Consider the following 18,989-nt stretch of genomic DNA (forward strand, 5'->3'; position numbering starts at 1 on the left):
AAGGGGCTATGTCTTTACCCATATCTCGTTTTCTAATTTTCATTTTGAAAAAAATAATCAGGCGTAAAAGTAAATCGAAGGCAATTCCTTCCATTTTTAAAAACCTTCCAGGGAAATTAAAGAATTTTTTTTCATCCATACCTCTTGTAAGAAGCTCTGATTCAACCCTTAGGGAAGAGGCAAAGTTCAAACCAGCTATTACCTTTAAGAAAATTGGAAAAATAACTGGTATCTTAGTTCTAATTCTTCTTATTGGCTTTTTCAGTCTTTTCCTGGCCGTACTCCTGGGCCTTTTCGGCGAGATCCCTTCAACGCGTCAGCTCAGCATGTTGCAAACAAGCGCACCTTCAGAGCTTTATACCGCCGACGGGCTCTTGATCGGAAGGTTCTATAAACAAGACCGGACTAACATATCTTACAAGCAGATTTCAGACAATGTGATTGGCGCCCTTATTGCAACAGAAGATTCACGCTTCTATCAACACCATGGCATAGACTCCCGAAGTATATTTCGGGTTATCTTTAAGACACTACTCCTGCAGCAAGAGAGCTCTGGAGGAGGAAGTACAATCACGCAACAATTGGCGAAGAATCTTTACCCACGCAAGCGCTATTCCTTCCTAAGTACTCCAATCAATAAGTTTAAGGAGATGATCATTGCCAACAGGTTTGAAGAGGTGTTTACCAAGGAGCAAATCCTAGAGCTCTATTTGAACACTGTACCAATGGGTGGAAATATCTTCGGTATAGAACGCGCAGCTCAACGTTTTTTTGACACGTCGGCAAAAAAAATCAAAATTGAACAGGCTGCTGTACTTGTTGGCATGCTGAAAGCAACCACTACCTATAACCCTAAACTCCATCCCGAAAGAGCAAAGGAAAGAAGGAATGTAGTATTAAGCCAGATGGTTAAGGCTAATATCCTTGAACCAGGAAAGGCCGATTCACTAAGAGCTTTACCCCTTGAATTAAATTACAACTCAAGGCATGAAGAGGTAGAGCTGGCGCCCTATTTTAAAGAATATTTGAGACCACAATTGGAGGAATTCTGCCAGACACAAACAAAGGAAAATGGGGAACCTTACGACCTATATTCTGACGGATTAAAAATATATACTACTATAGATTCCAGGATACAAAAGGCTGCAGAAAGGGCGGTTATTCAACGGCTTAGGGTACTTCAGGAAGAATTCGACAAGCATTGGAGCGGCCGAAATCCCTGGGGAAAGAACACTGGATTAATTACCAAGGCCGTACAAAGCTCAGCCCGATATAAACACTTGCAGGAAGAGGGCTATAATGAAGATGAAATAAATGAAGAATTCAGAAAAAAAGTAAATACGGAGCTGTATACAGGATGGGGATATAGGAAGGTTAAAATAAGTCCAATCGATTCTGTGCGATATTATCAGAAGATGTTGAACACCGGACTGTTATCGATGGATCCGAGGACCGGATTTATTAAAGCATGGGTTGGAGGAATTAATTACAAAACTTTTAAATATGATCATATTCTATCAAGACGGCAGGTTGGTTCAACATTTAAACCTTTTGTTTACGCCGCTGCTCTTGAAGGAGGTATTGAACCCTGTGAATATTTTCAAAATTCACGGCTAACCTACCCTGCTTATGAAAATTGGTCGCCGCAGAATTCAGACGGACAATATGGAGGCGAATACAACATGCGCGGAGCACTTGCTCATTCTATAAATACCATTTCTGCCCAGATACTAATGAGAATTGGTATTCAGCCAACCATTCAATTTGCTCATCAGCTTGGAATCAAAAGCAGCATTCCAGCAGTTCCCTCTATCGCATTAGGAACAGCCAACTTATCGCTATTGGAAATGGTACCGGCCTACTCCACTTTCATTAATAATGGCAAATACCTGGCACCAGTATACTTGTTACGAATTACTGACCGGATCGGAAAACCTTTGAAAAGCTTTGTTCCTGTCCAACCTAAATATGCATTTTCGGCTTATAACGCGAGAACGATGTTAGAGTTATTAAAGGGTGTAGTTGAAGAAGGAACAGCTTCTCGATTAAGAACAGAATATGGTCTTAGTATGGATATTGCGGGTAAGACAGGGACTACTCAAAATCATGCTGATGGTTGGTTTATAGGCGTTACACCAAATCTCGTAACTGGCGTATGGGTTGGAGGAGAAAGTCCTTTAATTCGTTTTCGAACCCTCGACCTGGGGCAGGGTGCTCATACAGCATTGCCTGTTTGGGGAGAATTTATGAGAAAAGTTTCAGCACTGCCTGCTTTCCAAATCTATAACTATGCTGGCTTTGAGCCTTTGAGCCTGGAACTTCAGGAGCGACTATCCTGTCCTTCATCCAGATATGAAGAACCGGAGGAGCCTGTTGTTGAGGAAAAAAAAGAATCCTTCTTCGACAAATTGTTCAAAAACAAGAACAAGAATAAAAAAGGCAAAAAGAAAGGCTGGAAGTTATTTAACTGGTAAAATAACAAACTAAAAAAAGATACCCGAAATATGGACTAAAGAGATGTCTACCACCACACCAATTTAACCACAGATCGGGACCTTTTTTACATTTATAAATGATTACACAGCTGCGTTTAATAAACTCTGAAAAAACTAATTTCTATTAATTAGTAGTCCAGAGCTGGAGCAGGAACAAGTTCTGTCCTGCGGCTTCCAATTCCAACTTCCTCCAGGAAATTTTCTATAATTGATTCTTTTCTTAAATACTTTGAGGCATATATCATTGCATTCTTCTTAAGCTCTGCAACCTGATCACTATCATTGCAAACACTATAAATTGCATCCCACAATGCGTTGGTACATTCAGGTTTAGTTACTATACCAAGATTATTTCCAGCGACAATATCATGCAATGAAGTTTCCCGGGCAGCAGTAACAATACATAATCCTCCTACTGCAAGGATATTGGTAAGTTTTGAAGGAAGCAGTAAGTTACTCGCCTTGTCCTTCTGAATAACCAGATGGATAAACGCGAAGTTCAATAACTCATTAAAAACATCTAATTCCTGCAAGCCGATAAACATCAGGTTGTTCAATCCTTGATTAGCTGCTCTTTCCTTAAGGACACTTGCGTAGGGACCAGAGCCCGCGATAACGAAAAAGACATCTGGCAAGGCTGCTTTTGCGTTTTGTGCCGTATCAAGGATCATTTCTAATCCCTGCTTCTCTCCCACAGCGCCTGAATAGAATACTAACCTTTTATCTACCGGTATATTTAATTTTTTGATAACTGATAGATTAGGTTTTTTTGCTTTGATCGTACTGAAATCTACCCAATTAGGAAAGATGTACTGCCTCTGCAAGCGACAGTCTTTTTCCGCAATTCGCTTTTGCATGCCATCTGAGATTGTAGTTACCCAGTCTGCGTGAACCAAAATAGATCGTTCCAAATACTTCATTACTTTCAGAAGCCTGTTACTTTTAATCATCCCAAGTTCTTCGGCCGCATCGATCTGTAGATCCTGAATATGATAAACAAACTTTGTCTTGCGGTAAAAGAACCTGTATAATCCTCCTAAAAATCCGGATAAGAAAGATGGTGAGGCCACAAATAACATGTCATACTGCTTAAAGGATAGCATCTTTTGAAGCAGAATAAAAAAGGCCGTAATAAAAAATGTCAGATCTTGCAACATTCTTTTTAAGCCTGTCATTTTAGCTGGAACATATAAGGGGCAACGGGTTATATTCACCCCGTCTACTGTTTGATGGCTGTAAAACCAATTACCATATCCATCAAACACTTTCCAATTAGGGTAATAGGGAAAACCTGTAATTACATCTACGTTGAAATCGTTCTGGCTGAGGTAAAAACCAAGTTCACCGGTGTATTTTCCAATGCCAGTGGGCTCGGGATGAAAGTTGATTCCGATAATCAGAACAGATGATTTTTTCGTCTTCATAGCTTAGATATTGAGAGTAAATGAATTCTGGAAGACCTGAGATAATGGCATAGCACAGCCAGGAAAAGTAAACGCAATACTCCTCCAGGACACCGCAAAAAAGGGTATCTACACCAGGATATCAGGAAATTATTCAGCTTGAAGCAACGTCGCCACCTTTAGAATTCAACTATCTGAAACAATAATTTAATCTGAAGGGGAACCCGGAGAAGCATCTCTTGACCTGTCAGGAATGCCGTGGTAGAAGCATTATCAATTTGGAAACTGATAAGATGATCAGCCCGGGTAAAATATTGTGGTAGTTTGACGTTGACTAAGAAACTGGAAGGATTTATTTCAAATTATTTATTAGGAATTTGCATTGATAGCAGGAACATTCCTGCATTTATTAAAAAATTTAACACCGGATATCACTCCTTTTATCTCACTGCTTAAGGTCTTATACCGCGAGGTATATTTGGGGAAGCCCAATTTGATAAGCGAAAGGTAGTACCTCGGCAAATCGAAATACAGGTACTTTTTGTAACCTACTTCTTTATGATAGCTATTTTGGATCAGCGCTGCCGCAACATGCCCTCTCATATAGTTGTAAAGCTGTTTATGCAATGCAGAAATTTCCCTACGGTGCTCGTGAAAAACCACAACTCTGGGTGAATACACGATCTTTCCTCCATTCAAAAGTATGCGGTACCAAATCTCTGAATCACCACTGCATCCCGCTGCTCCCACATCCAGTCTTTCATCGAAAAAATTCACCCGCTCAAGTAATTCTTTCTTAAAAGCCATATTTGCTCCTGCCCCAATCTCCCAAACCCGGGGAACGCGACCTTTTACATTCAAAAATGACTTGTCAAACTTGATATCTTTATACCCCCTGTTAAAACTCCAGAAACGTTCGAATATCTGCTGACTTTCAGTCTCCAGTGAAGAGGCAATAATAAGACCGGTTAGAGCATCCAAGTCACCTTTTTCAAATTCACGCCAGGTTTGATAGACCCAGAGAGGATGCACTTTTACATCATCATCCGTATATAAAACAATTGATCCTCTGGCAGCCTTGGCACCAGTATTACGCGCTACATCTAGACCCGCCCTCTGCTCACGCACATACTTCAACCCAGCTTGTTTAAATCCTAATACCACCCTTTCTGTGCTATCATCAGAGGGTGCATTATCAACTACAATCACTTCCCTTGGCAAATATTGCTGAGAAAAAATATGATACAAACAATCTTTCAGAGCAGAACTTCTGTTGCGCGTGCAGATCACTACAGATACATCAAGTTTTTCCTCTTCTTTCAGTACCGTTAATTCGCCAAATACTTCTTCAAGCAGTGTAGAGAATAGTAATTTTTTTTCAAGGAAAAATAATAATCTCAACTCCTCGAGCAATGAACTTGTACTAATGTATCTTCTTAATGAAGGTTGAATGGCCTCCCACACTTTTGTTTTTACCGCAAGCCCATCGTAGCTCTTCTTTGATTCGAACACCCCATCGCCGAGTGGTATATTTTTCCACCAAAAGACACAATAGTAGCTATACTTGTTTATTTGGGGCATTTCAAACTGAAAGCCGGTAAGCTCTAGATGAAAGTGATGAACGATTGTAGAAATGCCTTCTTTCATAGGAATGACTGTAATTTATTTACAACAGAATATAACTGAACTTTAACCATAAGCTTGCTTAGCTTTATTGCCAGTGGGAAATCCAGATAGGTATTAGCAATTTCCTTCGCCTGCGACTTTACCATCTTCCCATTACGTGTGAAATGCCATTGTTTGTGGGCCTCATCTGTAGCCCAATAGATATAATTTCTTCTTGCAATTTTGTTAATCTTCTCCTTTTTCCGGTCAGGAAGGTAGCCGGTGATAATATTTATGACCTTCGCTATGTCCTGGATATTCTTTCCAGTTAAAAAACTTTGGCTGGAAATGGAAGTATTATGCTCCCGGTACTCGGCAAGGATATCAGGAGTATAGGCTGTTGGATAATGTTTTGCAATCCTGCTCCACATTTCCCAGTCCTCACCATAGGTAACACCATAAAAACCACCGAGTCGTTCATATACATCTCTCTTTACGGTGATGGTTACATATTGCAAGCGTCCGAACAGGGCGAGTTCTTCAAGCCAGTTTTTCAATATACAATCTCGTTTGGCTTCAATCCGGGAATGTCTGTTAAGATCTCCTTTTGGATCAATATAGCTCCAGGCACAAAAGGCCGCACCGGCATCCGGAAAACGTTCAAACAGCGACTCTATCTTCCAATAATATCCATATTTGATCCGGTCGTCACCATGTAGAAGGTGAATATATTGACCTCTCGCTCTGTTAATACAAGTTTCAAAATTTCGAAGGCTACCAACATTACATTGCTGGCGATAATATTCAACTCTGCCTTTTCCAACCCGCCTGACCAACGCTTCTACATCTTCGTCAGTACTACAGTCATCGATTACCTCGATCTGCATCTTTTCAGGTCCGGGATCTTGTTGAAGTACGCTCTCTATAACTTCCTGCAGGTACTTCGAGCAATTGTAGGCAGGTATCATTACAGACCATAACGGTCTTTTTATATCCTTTGGTAAAGGTTCTATTTTCGGTGGTTCAGATGGTATTCTTTGCATTCAGGTAGATTTAAGTTTTAGCGCTTTAATATCTTTGTCAGGCAACCTTATTTAAGCTAAGTTTAAAATCAGGCCGTACCATACCCCACCATTTGTAATAAAACTCGGCATCTTCACGGTAGTCCGCAACATCGAAAATCAAACATTCGTTGTAACAATACAATTCCTCCGTTCCGTTACGTGCGAAGTAAAGACAGATGAAATATGATCCATCATTTAAAAAATTTCCCGGAATAGTACATTCTGCTTCAAACATTCCCGCATCACAGACTCCTGCTTTCGACGGAACATTAAAAATACACTCTCCCGCACTGCCAAATAAAAGCACACTCGCGGTTAGATGAATGTCATTATTAAGATTATAGAATTTAAATTTAACAGTGAGTTCAGTTCGAATGTCTACCTGATCCATTGGATTTGATAAATTCGGAACTAGTTCCACTTTCAGTACTTTAATATGTTCGTTTCCTGGAGCCAAAGCCATTGAATCATACTCGTGTTTCCAGGCTTTTTTCTGCTGGGTACCAAGATAACTGTTTATTACAGTCTTAGCTTCTCCAGCAGCTACAGACCGACCCTTCTCTAACCAAAGCGCCTTTGAACAAAGACTCTGAATGGACTGCAGGTTATGGCTCACGAAAATCACCGTGCGCCCATGTTCTGAAGATGCCTCCTTCATTTTACCAAGACATTTCTTTTGAAACTCTACATCTCCTACCGCTAAAACCTCATCCACTATTAAGATATCTGGTTCCAGGTGTGCTGCTACGGCAAAAGCTAACCTCACGTACATTCCCGAAGAGTAGCGCTTAACAGGCGTGTCGAGGAACTCTCCAACACCCGAGAAGTCTACTATCTCATCAAATTTCTTCTGAATTTCAGAGCGCTTCATTCCGAGCATATTTCCATTAATGAAGATATTCTCTCGCCCGGTTAACTCTTGATGAAATCCTGTACCTACCTCCAGTAGACTGCTTAATCTGCCCTGTCCTCTCACTGATCCACTGGTAGGTCTTATTATTCTCGAAAGTATCTTAAGGAAGGTTGATTTTCCGGCCCCGTTTCCTCCGATAATTCCCCAGGTTTCTCCCCGCTTGATCTCTAAATTCACATCCTTCAAAGCCCAAAAAAGTTTCTTAGGGTTATTTTTGTTAATATCCTTAAAAAAGTCTGTTTCCCTTTTCAGTATCTTGCTTTGCCAGAATAGCTGCAATTCCTGCCGCAGAGACCCAGAATCAATCGACCCGAGATTATAACTTTTCGATACGTTCTCTGCTTGTAATATAATTTCAGACATAGGCTTTCTATAAAACATCCATCAACTTATCACCCATTCTATTAAAAAGGAACACTCCGGAAAGCAATACAATGCACATGAAAGTAACACTATAGATAAAGGAAGATAAATCCGCTGAAGAAGTGTTTAATAAAGAAAACCTGAACAGTTGAAATAATGAACTTAAGGGGTTCAAGTTGACAATCCATTTTATTTTTTCGGGAACCAGGTTAATGGAATAGAATATCGGACATACAAACATTAAAAGACGAATAATTAACTGCAGTAAGCCGAAAAGATCTTTGTATTTGCCAGTAATTACAGCGAAAACCAAGCCAGTTCCAAAGGCAATTCCGGCTGTGACTAAAATAACCGGAATTGCAATTAGTATATGTAAGGGGTTGAATTGAATTGCACCAGATATATAATAATAAGCGAGTACTACCGCCAGAAAAAAAAGTTGAATACCGAAACGTAAAAAATTTAGTAGCAAAATGGAAATTGGAGCGATTAGTCTCGGGAAATACACCTTACTAAATACAGTTGAGTTATGAACAAAAGTGTGTGCAGTTTGCTGAAAGATCTCTGCAAATAAGTTCCATAGAGTAATTCCGGTAAGATAGTAAAGAAAGGACGGAATCCCTTCCGTTGAAACACCAATTACTTTGTTAAACACCAATACGTAGGTAGCAACGGTTAAAAGTGGATATAGAAGTATCCATACGGGGCCAAGCAATGTTTGTTGGTATTGACTCAGGAATTCCTTCCGGACGAGGCTTAAAAGAAGATCCTTAAAAGATTTTAATTCCTTAAGACTTACTCCGGCCCAGGGTGCCTGAGGCTTTATTTCCCAGTCCCAATTCATTGATTTCATCATGAGTTTATGTTTTGTGGTAGATGTACTTTTGGGAACAGTTAGTTTGGAGCCATATAACGCGAGATTTTGAAGTATTCTGGAACTTTGCCTTTGAACAGCGTTTTTATTCCAGAGTAATACATAATGTAAAACCGCAGCATCCAAAAAAGTGTGGAAAAGGTCTTACTCATCTCCCAGGCTCCCTGAACTTGTTTAACTGCAGCTTGACTATTTTCCCCAAGCAAGCCATTCGCAACTCTTATACTATAGACAGCATAATAGTTCTTTGCTTCTCTCAGACTACTCGACCTTATTTCTTCTGGCAAGTAGTTCTGAATTATAGAAATCACTTTATTGATATCCTTGATGTTCTGTCCGCTACGAAAAGAATTATTTGTTATTCCAATGCCATGGGCTACACGGTAAAAAGCCATTGGCTTAGGAGAGTAAGCAATCGGAAAACGCGAGGCGATCCTCGTCCACATCTCCCAATCCTCTCCATAGTGGACCGCATAGAAACTACCCAAGCTTTCATACACAGAGCGTTTAACCGTTATTGCCGGGGGCTGTAAGAGTTGGTGTTTGGCACTTCTGGTTAAAAAATCACTAACAATTCCGCCCTGCTCAGGAAGCTTGGGGTTTCTAATCATCAAAATCTCACCGACATGATTAATGTATCTATAATCGGTGAATGCAGCTCCCGCAGCTGGATGCAATGCGAAAAGCTTTTCTATTTCGGCGTAATAGCCATTCTTAACACGATCGTCGCCATGTAACAGATGAACGTAATGCCCTCTTGCTCTGTTAATGCAGGTTTCGAAATTCCTTAAGCTACCGCAATTTTGCGGCTGTCTGAAATAGCTTACCCTTCCTTTACCAACTTCATGTACCACACGTTGAACGTCTCCGTCCGTACTGCAATCGTCAATAACTTCAATCTGCATGAACATATCTCCGGTATCTTGTGAAAGGACGCTTTCAAGTGTCTCTTTTAAATAGGATAGGCAGTTGTAAACAGGTATCATCACAGACCATAAAGGTCTTTCGTCACTTTTATCGACACGTTTTATTAAAGGAGGCGACTCTGGTATCCTTACCATAAGAGCTTTTGTTGAATGAGAAATTGCTTTAATTGCAGCGTAAATAAAGACAGAACTGAGGCTATTCGATCAAACAGAACCGGGATATTTTGGCTGGTTTAAACCCGGTTAAGTCTGACGAATTATCATAGGTAGATGATAATGATTTATGCTGAGACGCGCAGGTCTGATTTTTCTTGTATCTTACAATATACCTGAGTAAAATAAGCCATTTTTAGGATGGCAAAAACCAATCCGCGAGATCCGTCCTTAAAGCCTCCCATTAAAAAATAACTTCCACAGAAGAATGCCGGACCAATTAGCGGACTGCGCATGAGACGGTATTTCACTTTTTGTTTCCAGGTCCAGCTTTTCTCAAGTTGGGTGTAGTTGTAGGCCTTCAAAAATCGTCCGGCCTCCCAGCTGGCATATTCGTTGTGCTTAACCACGTAATGAGATACACCCCGAAAATCCTGGTGATCTATTTTACTTTTGATAACACCAACTTCGCCATCCAGTAATGGGTGTTCATGAACCTCCATATCGAGATTACTCCATTGTTCCTCATCAATACGTTCATACTCTCCAGCGCCTACTTTAAATAAGGCCAGTTTACGTAAGGGATAACCTCCTTTTAATTGACGTCCAAGGAAATATATAGTATAACTTAACCAATAACCTACTTTGTTGTTGTCCTTTTCAGATAAAACAGCTCTTAACTCCGCCTTGAAATCATTCGTCAGGTATTCATCTGCATCCAGAAATAAAACCCACTCTGTTTCTGGCTTGTAATTTCGAAGGTACCAATTACGCTTTTTGGGAAACCGTCCGTCCCAATTAAATTTAATAACCTCTACGCCTTTTTCCGCTGCAATATCACAGGTCTTGTCGGTACTTCCGGAATCGATAATAACGATCTTTTCGGCCAGATCATCACCGATTGCCGCAAGGCATCCTGGTAAATTATTCTCCTCGTTCCGAACGGGAATAGCAATGGTCAAATTAAGTTTCATGGTAGATATGGTAGCAAGTAGAAAATTAAATTACTTATAGATTTCCTTAAACTGAAGGAACTTTTTCTCGTAGAAGAAATATGATAGATAGCTAATAACGCCTAATGCAATAACAGATATGATCGTAATCGAAGAACTCATCAAAACTAGATGTCCTGAATTAGCAACGAAGCTTTTTGATTTAAGGTAACTGAAGCCCAGCGTAAAAGGCTGTTGCCAGATGTAAATACTATAGGATAATAAGCCTATCATCCTCATAACCTTATTATTTAAGAATTTAAAGCTTATATCGCTATCGCTTTGACTTCTTAAGTTGATGCCAATAAGCATTGCGAACATAACGCTTTGAATCATGATGATTATTCCGGTAAACTTGTTGGAGTTTAGGGTTAATAAACATATACCAGCAAAAATTATCAGATTTATAATCAGTTTGTTCTTTATTGGCTTATCTAAACTTATTACCCTCTTAAAAATTAGCAAAGAATATATTGACCCAACTGCGATCCCCTGAAACTGCGTAATAAAACCGGTTACAAACATAGTAAAGGCAGAATTCGGTATTTCTGAGAACTCATTGTAGATAGTACTAATTACTGTGGTTGCAAGGATCAAAAACATAAGGATCATATAAAACCGTACACTTTTTTTCAGGAAGAACGGAAATATCAGGTAATACTGTTCTTCAATTGACAAAGACCAGAAATGAGTTGTCAGATGACTAAAACCGTGAAACGAAGTAATATAGAAGTTCCTTATAAATAAAAAGCAAGTTACAATCGCCAGATAATCAATGTCGATCTTAAAAAAAACTTTAAGCACTAGCATTAATGCCAGATAAATAAAAGCAACCGGTAATATTCTGAACGCCCTCCGAACATAAAATCGTTTAAGACCAATGGTACCCTTCTTGAGTTTTTCTTTCATAAGGATAGTTGTTATAAGAAAACCACTTATCACAAAGAAAAATTGAACACCGAGGTTAGCCAAAGGGTGAAAGTCATATGCCAGATCAAACGTAAGTACAATATGAAATATCACTACCAGCATAATCGAGACAGCTCTGAAACCGTCCAGAGAAGAAAAATAAGAAGCTCTGAGAACCGCCGGAACGGATTGAACATCAGAAGAGAACAGGTATTTAAGTGAAAACTTGCTATTCATAGCTAATTTAGATTGAGATAGAGGCAAATTAATTTAGTACCAGAACTTCCCTATCAATGCTATCTTCACCTGCCATTCTTCTGGCTTTTATAGGTTTGCAAGGATGCCCTGCACACACCATCCATTCGGGCATGCTCTTTGTCACTACAGACCGAGCTCCCACTACAGCTCCGTCTCCGATCTTCACGCCTGCATGAACAAAAGCTTCCGCTGCAACCCAGGCCATTTCTCCAATCACTATCGGTTTAGTAATTAGTGGAAAACCTGGATGAGTATAATCGTGGGTACCCGCACAAAGATGTACTCCCTGAGATATCACAGCCCTTTTTCCTATAGTTATTTGTCCCTGACAGTATAGGATTGCACCATTTCCTATACCGCACTCTTCTCCCAGAACGAGGTTCCATGGTGCCCAAACCTTTACTCCTGGATAAACATGAACTCCCCGTCCAACCTTTGCTCCAAATAAACGGAGTAAAAAAGACCTCCAGGAATGCAGGGGCCTTGGTGAGGGGCGGAAGAACAGAGTTTCCACTATTCCCCAAACCATGCGAGCCAGGCGATTCTTTAACGAGAAAGATGGGCCAGTTATAGTATTTTGATTATGCATAAGAATTTCTAGCTAAACAAGCTCCTCCCGGAGAGCCTGCTCCATGCGAATAGCTGCCGGGACGATGTGAAAGTGTTTCTCGAAGCATTTTATTGCATTATCCCTGAACTGCTGTTTTTTATCGAGGGGAAGTTGTAGCCACTTTTTTAGCATATCCACCGTTTCTTCGAGATTAACATTCGCTACGATTCCTGCATCTGCCGATTCAATTTCACGCCAGATATTAACTTCTTTTGATATTAACACCGGAGTTTCACAGGCTAATGCCTCAACCACGGCAATTCCAAAATTTTCCTGGTGACTCGGTAATACAAAAGCCTCTGCTCCATAAAAAGCTCCCCACTTAGAATCACCACTTAGCATACCAGGAAAAAAGATAGCGTTTTTAGACTTTTCGCTAGAATCTACGATTTCTTTGATCTTCTCTCCATAGGCACTATCCAAGCCTGGCCCGGCAATAACAAGTTTTGGCAAGTTATGATGACTCTCAAGTAGGCGAAGGTAGGCGTTGACAAGAATATCAACTCCCTTCTTATGATGTATGCGACTTAGAAAAAGCAAGTATTTTTGCCCACGCACTTCAGGACAAAGATCAAGGAAAGCATCCTTCATCCTTTCGTTATACATCGGCGGCTTTTCAATTCCATATCCGATATTTAATTCCTTTCGGGGCTTATAGTGTTCAAACGTTTCCCGGGCCAGCAAAAGTTCAGTTTCGCAAGTAAACAGAACGCCGCTGGCACGATTTACAACTTCCCCTTCAATAAATTTCCAGTAGAGCCAATTCCGAAAAGCTTTCAACTTCCTTTCCGGAGCCCGTTGAAAATACGGATCCAACATTCCATGAGGCATTATAAATAGCTTCGGGAGTTTAAGACTGCTCCCGGTTTTAGTTATTTCAGCTTCTAACTGCTTTATCACTTTGGTAACAGCATAACTATGGTATAACCACAAGCCATTCACTATTACAACATCAAAACGACAAATATTATCCCGCAGCCATGGTATCAGCTTATCACTGTAACACCAGGGACTGCGACCCGGACCGAGAGCATGGATGGGAAATTTATCTTTACCGATGAAAGGAGATTCAGGATCATCAAGTGAAACTACCTCTCTAAAAATACCTCTTTGTTCTAATATCGGTATCGAATTCCTGATTCCCTGGCATGGTCCTCCGGATGAAGGATTCATACTTCCGATTAGATGCAACAGATACATATTATGATTTTTTTGTATTAATAAACGAAACCGTCAAGACGGGTGAAATATTTAGCCTCAGAAGGAATATCTGAAATTACCTTTGCTGGTACGCCACCATAAAGTTTCCAGGAATCTGCATGAGCCTTGTTAAGAAGAGATTTTGCGCCAAGAACAGAGTGTGATGGTAATATCGCGCCACCTAACACCACTACGTTTGTTCCTACAAACGTGTAGTCCCCAATCTTTATCGGAGCACTGTCCTGACGGTTTTCCATCACATTTATTGAATGGGTTAAAAACTGAGAATTATATCCGGCTATTGTAGCAAAGCGGCCAATCTCAAGAACATTTGTACAATCCAGATGATGATTCTTTGTAACAGCAGCACATTCTCCCAGAATTAACTCTGCGCGCCGCTCAGGTTGGTGATTGAAGTGTTTTGAGCTCGAATTTGTAGGAAAACCAGTGATCCAGTTTCCGCGTCCTATACTCGATTTTGCCTCCATCTTAATCAGCGAAAGGTTTACTGCCACAGTGAAGTGATCTATCTTAGCACCCTCTGCCATGACCAGCTTTCCAGGGAATACCCAGGCCATACCGATGCGGGCTTTAGGATGGATGCTATACCCAAACCATTTCTGCAGTGCCCTTCGTCTCAAACCCCAAGGAAGAAAAAATGTGAAAACTTTTTTGATCATATGAAAGGACTTCCATTTAAAATCATTTGATTTATAAGGTCTAAAAAGACCCTGTAAACAATACACTATTTATATGCTCTGAGTGGCGTATCCGGTGTACTCCTTTAACGACAACAGTTCCAGGTAGGCGTTAACCATATGCATCGGTTTAAATCTGTTACCATTCTCCAAACCACCTTTTATTAGCTTCTCGCGGTAATCTTTATCTCCAAGGCGTATTAGTGCATCTGCAAATGCCCTGGCATCATGAGGATTAGCATGTAAAGCTGCGCCCCCGCTTACTTCCGACATTGGCTCTACATCACTGGCAATAACCGGTGCTCCACAAGCCTGAGCTTCTATTACCGGCCAGCCAAAGCCCTCTGAAAAAGATGGAAACACGAAAGCATAACATTGGCTGTAAAGAGCCAAAAGACTTTGGTGGTCGGGCTTAAGTACTGATATTACTCTATCACTTAAACCTAATTTTGCTGCATGCTCTTTCAACTCAGCATCAATTGCCTGACCTGCAAATACTATTTTACCCATCCAATTACTTCCGGCAGCATGTACCATATCCAAAAGCATTTTCCGGTTTTTTCTTGGCAAAGACGAACCTACATGAAGTAAGTAAGGGCTTGATCCACTAACCCCTGCCCTTTGCAAAAGGGGGTCGGCTTCCTGCTTTGATAAAGGCCGGAAATCATCATTAAAAGCATTATGAATAACCCGCCACTCCTTCAGACCCGTGTCATAGGAGGGGCTAAGATCTTGTAATTGTTTTAAAGTAAGCCGAGATACTGCAGCCAGACGGGTTGATTTATTAAGATTAGCAAGAATCCATTTCTGCAGGATCTTACCAAAGGCAGAGGCTTCACAAAATGCATCAGAGTGCCCCAGGGCGCCGCGGATTGCAAGTACATCATGACAAGTTATAGCAGTGCGAGAGGCAGGGAGATGTTTTAAGTATGGAGCATTTGAATGGTCACAAATATGAAAATGAACGTTATCCTTTGACCCAAAACCCCTTAATAATTTCCAGTTCAAAACCATCGGGAATAAAACCCACTTGTCAAGATATCCAAGCCACTTACCCAAACCTTTAGTTGTCGAATTTGCTTTAGCAGCAAAAAACACTGTCGGTCTCCAAATGCTTGTTTTGATGCCCGCATTATTAAATCCACAATTTAACATCTGCGCAAATCGTTCCATACTTTCCTGACGATCAGGAGGATAATTTCCAATTAAGACAATCCTCATTGAGATATTATTTAGATGTTGAAGCAAAATGTATTTTCTTGCGGGGAGTCCTTAACGAGGCTATAACTAAGCCAGCAACCATGGTACCAAAACCAAGAGCCGTAGGTTGGCCCCATTGACCTTGAGGAATACATAGCAAACAAAAGCTTAGCAACATCCAAGGTAACAGATCACCTTTTTTCAATCGCCGGAAACAAGCTAAGGTTAATTCATAACAAAGTTTCAAGCGGATAATAATAATCAATATGCCAAGGGGTGCACCCATTTCGCCAATAAGTCTGCCCCATTCCTCCTCGGATATAAGAAACACAAGATCTCCTGTGAGTAGCATAGCCCCGACATTTGTTCCCATTCCTATTCCAAAACCAACAAGTGGAATTGAAACCGGCACTCCGGCAATAGCTCCGACCATGCCGCCCATGTATCGATCGCCAAGAACCCCTTCTAAACCTCCTTCATTTTCATTAGCAGTTTCGAACCGGTGCGTAAAAGCCTCGGTTGCTGTTTGAAAAAACTCAGTTTGGCTAAGCACAGCCAGTGCCAGCGTTATACCCAATAAGGCCATAACCATCCGGCCAATATACTTAGGCTTATAACAGACACCTATAACGGCAAAGCTTAACGAAACAAGGAGCTCAAAAAATAGGGTTCTGCTGATTGAAAGGGATATGGATGCCAGCACAGCCAAGGTGGCTGCAACAAGAAGTGCCTTATTTACTTGACCCGGATTAAGCCAGAAGTACAACACATAAGCACCCACAAAACCAAAGAACATTCCATTTCCATTTGTGAAAGAAAAGGTGCCCGGTGGTCTGAAATACCCAAGTGCACCACTAAACCCTGCTCCCTCTTCGCTTCCTCCAACTCCTCTGTTTACCCAGGCCGATTGCGGACTGTAAAATTGAAGAGCAATTAGTATAACCATTGGTACCGCTATCCAAAGAGTTATTCTTCCAAGCTGAATAACGTCGTTCCGGTCGAATATCTTTCCTATGGCATAGATCAATGGAAAATGAAATAAAAAAACCCTTGCACCATAAAAAGCCACCATCGGGTTCTTATGGCCGAATGTCATACTAAAAACTATCGAAATGGCCGTTACCACCCAAATAGCAATAATATTCGGGTTAAGATGAAGTAAGCCTCGCTTCCAGGCAATCCAAACTATTCCTAAAGCAATTGGGTCTCTAACAATCAGGAGAGGCGTAGACAAGGCAGGTAAAAACCATTTTCGCAATGCTCCTTCGAAAATAAGAAGTATAAAGTAAAGCCAAACTCCTTTTTTTAGAAGCTTCATTGTACTTAAGGCTCCAATTAACTTTTCTTTCTTCCGCTGAGCAATGGCGGTATTAAGTGGTAATGGAAGGTTGATGTTTTGCATAGCGTGGTAGTACTATATAATTAATATTGAAGTATGGATTTCACGATCCCAGAACCATAATTCTCCCAGGTATACAGAGCAGAGTGCTCTATTGCCTTTTTTCCCATTTCTGGAATAAGATTTCGGTTTTCTAAAAACCAAAGGATCTTTTCTGCTATAATTTCAGGCGACCTTATTGGCACAAGAAATCCTGTTTCTCCTTCAATGATCAGATCTGCACCGCCCGTATTAGGGGTGATGATAAGTGGGAGCCCTTGACTCATTGCTTCCTGCATTACCAAGGCTCTTCCTTCAACAATAGAAGGGAGACAGAAAACGTCGCATGACCGCATTAATGCTAATACCTGGTCATGCGGACGCCCTGCTTCATAGGTAAAATTAAAAAGTTCATTCTTGTAAAACTCCATTGGAGCTTGCAGTGCTCCCATTACTACCAATTCAACATCGCTTCTGTTGAGTAGCTTCATGGCAGCGAATAAATCACCAAGGCCTTTTCGCTGCCCCATAGATCCGGCAAACAGTACCCTTAGTGGTTTTTTATTATCTTTTTTTGATACCGGGGATTCCGATATTGCAGCAGGTTTTGGGGAACCGAAGGGAGCCATATAGATCTCTTTATTCCTTGCCCAATCTGGTAGAGAATCAAGTACGAATTTTCCTGGACCAACCACAGCATCGGCAAGATCAAGTTCTTCAGTCTTTCTTGCAAGTTTTCCATCCGAGTCCCTGATACCACCACCAAGAGTGCTTGCCCAGGCAGGTAACCGATCGGCTTCTTCGTACATCAACTTCCTTCCTGTTTCCCAGTAGGCAATAGGCAGATCATAGATACATTTGAGTCCTAGCCTCTTAGCTGCTTTGAACGTTTCAAGCGCTCCGTCTTCATAGGCATATACAGCTTGCACCTTTTGCTTACCAGCAGTTTCAATCAGGCGTTTGGCAGCAACACGGTCAAAATCGCGATACACAGCATCAACACATGCCCAGCCCACTTCATGACGGGTATAGGATTTCAAGCCCATTTTTGGTAGAAGCATCCTGGCTACCTCTCTTGAAGGATGTGTCCAGATCTTCTGCTGTGGAATAGGAAATGTTCTTCTTAGCCACTCTTGCCGTAAACCAGCAGGCAGGAATTTTATCCAGCCTGCTGCAGGATTTGCCGCTAAAGTTGTGTTAAACTCAGCAAGCATCCCTGCTTCGTTTAAACTGCTGATAACCGCACGTACATTCCGGTTTCCGGTAGGGTGGGAAACAATAATATTCATAGGTAGATGGTAGACTGTAAAATAATAGGAAATTTAGCCCTTTAGCCAGGCACGGTTAGCAGCCAGAAACTCACACGGGTTATAATCTAAGTGCTCGCAACGCTTCTTAGAGGTTGGACGCGCCGGATTGCCCACAACAATTTCTCCGGGGGCTACAGATTTACTAACAACTGCACCTGCTCCAACCACGGCACCTCGACCGATAGTAACACCTGGAAGGATAATTGCACCTGTAGAAATCCAGGCATAATCCTCAATAACAACAGGTTTTTTTATATGCCTCCATTTAGGGTCGGCTACATTATGGGAAGCTGTGAGTATCTGAACACCATCATTAATACAAACTCTCTCTCCTATCTCGACATCCGTAAACAAAGCTATATAAACCTTACCAAGGAAAGAGAAAGCTCCAATGCTCAAATTTTCTTTGTGACCATCAACCGTTACTTCCCCAATTTCAGCAGTCTCATGAATCTCGGCGCCTAATTTTATAAGCTTTGCACGCCTGGTATTTCTTTTAAACAGCTCATTGAAGGCAAAAAAACGTTTTGCCCATGCCCTGAAAAATTCAGTTGAACCAAAAGGAAACCGAGCTCTGTTAACAAATAAATAACTTAAGCTTGCCATGTATGTATTTTGATAAGTGTATATAGATCTGT

At 41.0% G+C, this 18,989-nt stretch carries 16 protein-coding genes; 1 reads left to right on the forward strand and 15 read right to left on the reverse strand.

The features are described 5' to 3' along the window. Positions 1–44: 44 nt before the first annotated feature. Positions 45–2,474: a penicillin-binding protein 1A gene (locus J4N24_RS12390; RefSeq protein ID WP_207534006.1), complete on the forward strand. Its 2,430-nt coding sequence runs from the start codon at positions 45–47 to the stop codon at positions 2,472–2,474. A gap of 149 nt (positions 2,475–2,623) precedes the next feature. On the opposite strand, the gene J4N24_RS12395 is transcribed toward J4N24_RS12390, so the two are convergent. The 15 genes from J4N24_RS12395 to J4N24_RS25790 form a co-directional block, all read right to left on the reverse strand. Further along, positions 2,624–3,919 carry a WcaI family glycosyltransferase gene (locus J4N24_RS12395; protein WP_207534007.1) on the reverse strand — a complete coding sequence of 432 codons (1,296 nt, stop codon included), beginning with the start codon at positions 3,917–3,919 and terminating at the stop codon, positions 2,624–2,626. Positions 3,920–4,267: 348 nt separating this feature from the next. Next, positions 4,268–5,545: a glycosyltransferase family 2 protein gene (locus J4N24_RS12400; RefSeq protein WP_207534008.1), complete on the reverse strand. Its 1,278-nt coding sequence runs from the start codon at positions 5,543–5,545 to the stop codon at positions 4,268–4,270. Continuing rightward, complete coding sequence (locus tag J4N24_RS12405) at positions 5,542–6,546, reverse strand: glycosyltransferase family 2 protein (RefSeq protein WP_207534009.1); 1,005 nt, start codon at positions 6,544–6,546, stop codon at positions 5,542–5,544. The genes J4N24_RS12400 and J4N24_RS12405 overlap by 4 nt, the downstream gene beginning before the upstream one ends. A gap of 37 nt (positions 6,547–6,583) precedes the next feature. Then, complete coding sequence (locus J4N24_RS12410; protein WP_207534010.1) at positions 6,584–7,843, reverse strand: ABC transporter ATP-binding protein; 1,260 nt, start codon at positions 7,841–7,843, stop codon at positions 6,584–6,586. A 7-nt stretch (positions 7,844–7,850) separates the two neighbouring features. Then, a complete protein-coding gene (locus tag J4N24_RS12415) occupies positions 7,851–8,699 on the reverse strand; it encodes an ABC transporter permease (protein WP_207534011.1) in 849 nt (282 codons plus the stop codon). A gap of 38 nt (positions 8,700–8,737) precedes the next feature. Then, complete coding sequence (locus J4N24_RS12420) at positions 8,738–9,778, reverse strand: glycosyltransferase (RefSeq protein ID WP_207534012.1); 1,041 nt, start codon at positions 9,776–9,778, stop codon at positions 8,738–8,740. Positions 9,779–9,924: 146 nt separating this feature from the next. Further along, positions 9,925–10,770, reverse strand: coding sequence for a glycosyltransferase family 2 protein (locus J4N24_RS12425; protein ID WP_207534013.1), 846 nt, complete (start codon positions 10,768–10,770; stop codon positions 9,925–9,927). Positions 10,771–10,800: 30 nt separating this feature from the next. Next, the gene (locus tag J4N24_RS12430; protein WP_207534014.1) at positions 10,801–11,934 is read right to left on the reverse strand and encodes an acyltransferase family protein; all 1,134 of its coding nucleotides are present in this window, start codon (positions 11,932–11,934) and stop codon (positions 10,801–10,803) included. 28 nt (positions 11,935–11,962) lie between these two features. Further along, complete coding sequence (locus tag J4N24_RS12435) at positions 11,963–12,544, reverse strand: WcaF family extracellular polysaccharide biosynthesis acetyltransferase (RefSeq protein WP_207534015.1); 582 nt, start codon at positions 12,542–12,544, stop codon at positions 11,963–11,965. A 12-nt stretch (positions 12,545–12,556) separates the two neighbouring features. Then, entirely contained in the window at positions 12,557–13,738 is a 1,182-nt protein-coding gene (locus J4N24_RS12440; protein WP_242691608.1) for a glycosyltransferase, read from the reverse strand. 44 nt (positions 13,739–13,782) lie between these two features. Continuing rightward, on the reverse strand, positions 13,783–14,445 hold the full coding sequence (locus tag J4N24_RS12445) for an acyltransferase (RefSeq protein WP_207534017.1): 663 nt from the start codon (positions 14,443–14,445) through the stop codon (positions 13,783–13,785). Between the two features lie 69 nt (positions 14,446–14,514). Further along, positions 14,515–15,684, reverse strand: coding sequence for a glycosyltransferase family 4 protein (locus J4N24_RS12450; RefSeq protein ID WP_207534018.1), 1,170 nt, complete (start codon positions 15,682–15,684; stop codon positions 14,515–14,517). Positions 15,685–15,691: 7 nt separating this feature from the next. Continuing rightward, complete coding sequence (locus J4N24_RS12455) at positions 15,692–17,065, reverse strand: hypothetical protein (protein WP_207534019.1); 1,374 nt, start codon at positions 17,063–17,065, stop codon at positions 15,692–15,694. Between the two features lie 20 nt (positions 17,066–17,085). Beyond that, complete coding sequence (locus J4N24_RS12460) at positions 17,086–18,330, reverse strand: glycosyltransferase family 4 protein (RefSeq protein WP_207534020.1); 1,245 nt, start codon at positions 18,328–18,330, stop codon at positions 17,086–17,088. Between the two features lie 33 nt (positions 18,331–18,363). Then, the gene (locus J4N24_RS25790) at positions 18,364–18,957 is read right to left on the reverse strand and encodes an acyltransferase (RefSeq protein WP_207534021.1); all 594 of its coding nucleotides are present in this window, start codon (positions 18,955–18,957) and stop codon (positions 18,364–18,366) included. Positions 18,958–18,989 lie beyond the last annotated feature (32 nt).

The organism is Desertivirga arenae (genome assembly GCF_017355785.1).
GTDB classification, from domain to species: Bacteria; Bacteroidota; Bacteroidia; order Sphingobacteriales; family Sphingobacteriaceae; genus Desertivirga; species Desertivirga arenae.

Coding starts and splice junctions, on each gene's coding strand:
- J4N24_RS25790 (WP_207534021.1), bottom strand. CDS start 18,957: ATGGCAAGCTTAAGTTATTTATTTGTTAACAGAGCTCGGTTTCCTTTT.
- J4N24_RS12395 (WP_207534007.1), bottom strand. CDS start 3,919: ATGAAGACGAAAAAATCATCTGTTCTGATTATCGGAATCAACTTTCAT.
- J4N24_RS12450 (WP_207534018.1), bottom strand. CDS start 15,684: ATGAGGATTGTCTTAATTGGAAATTATCCTCCTGATCGTCAGGAAAGT.
- J4N24_RS12400 (WP_207534008.1), bottom strand. CDS start 5,545: ATGAAAGAAGGCATTTCTACAATCGTTCATCACTTTCATCTAGAGCTT.
- J4N24_RS12455 (WP_207534019.1), bottom strand. CDS start 17,065: ATGCAAAACATCAACCTTCCATTACCACTTAATACCGCCATTGCTCAG.
- J4N24_RS12405 (WP_207534009.1), bottom strand. CDS start 6,546: ATGCAAAGAATACCATCTGAACCACCGAAAATAGAACCTTTACCAAAG.
- J4N24_RS12410 (WP_207534010.1), bottom strand. CDS start 7,843: ATGTCTGAAATTATATTACAAGCAGAGAACGTATCGAAAAGTTATAAT.
- J4N24_RS12415 (WP_207534011.1), bottom strand. CDS start 8,699: ATGATGAAATCAATGAATTGGGACTGGGAAATAAAGCCTCAGGCACCC.
- J4N24_RS12435 (WP_207534015.1), bottom strand. CDS start 12,544: ATGCATAATCAAAATACTATAACTGGCCCATCTTTCTCGTTAAAGAAT.
- J4N24_RS12460 (WP_207534020.1), bottom strand. CDS start 18,330: ATGAATATTATTGTTTCCCACCCTACCGGAAACCGGAATGTACGTGCG.
- J4N24_RS12440 (WP_242691608.1), bottom strand. CDS start 13,738: ATGAATCCTTCATCCGGAGGACCATGCCAGGGAATCAGGAATTCGATA.
- J4N24_RS12430 (WP_207534014.1), bottom strand. CDS start 11,934: ATGAATAGCAAGTTTTCACTTAAATACCTGTTCTCTTCTGATGTTCAA.
- J4N24_RS12420 (WP_207534012.1), bottom strand. CDS start 9,778: ATGGTAAGGATACCAGAGTCGCCTCCTTTAATAAAACGTGTCGATAAA.
- J4N24_RS12425 (WP_207534013.1), bottom strand. CDS start 10,770: ATGAAACTTAATTTGACCATTGCTATTCCCGTTCGGAACGAGGAGAAT.
- J4N24_RS12445 (WP_207534017.1), bottom strand. CDS start 14,445: ATGATCAAAAAAGTTTTCACATTTTTTCTTCCTTGGGGTTTGAGACGA.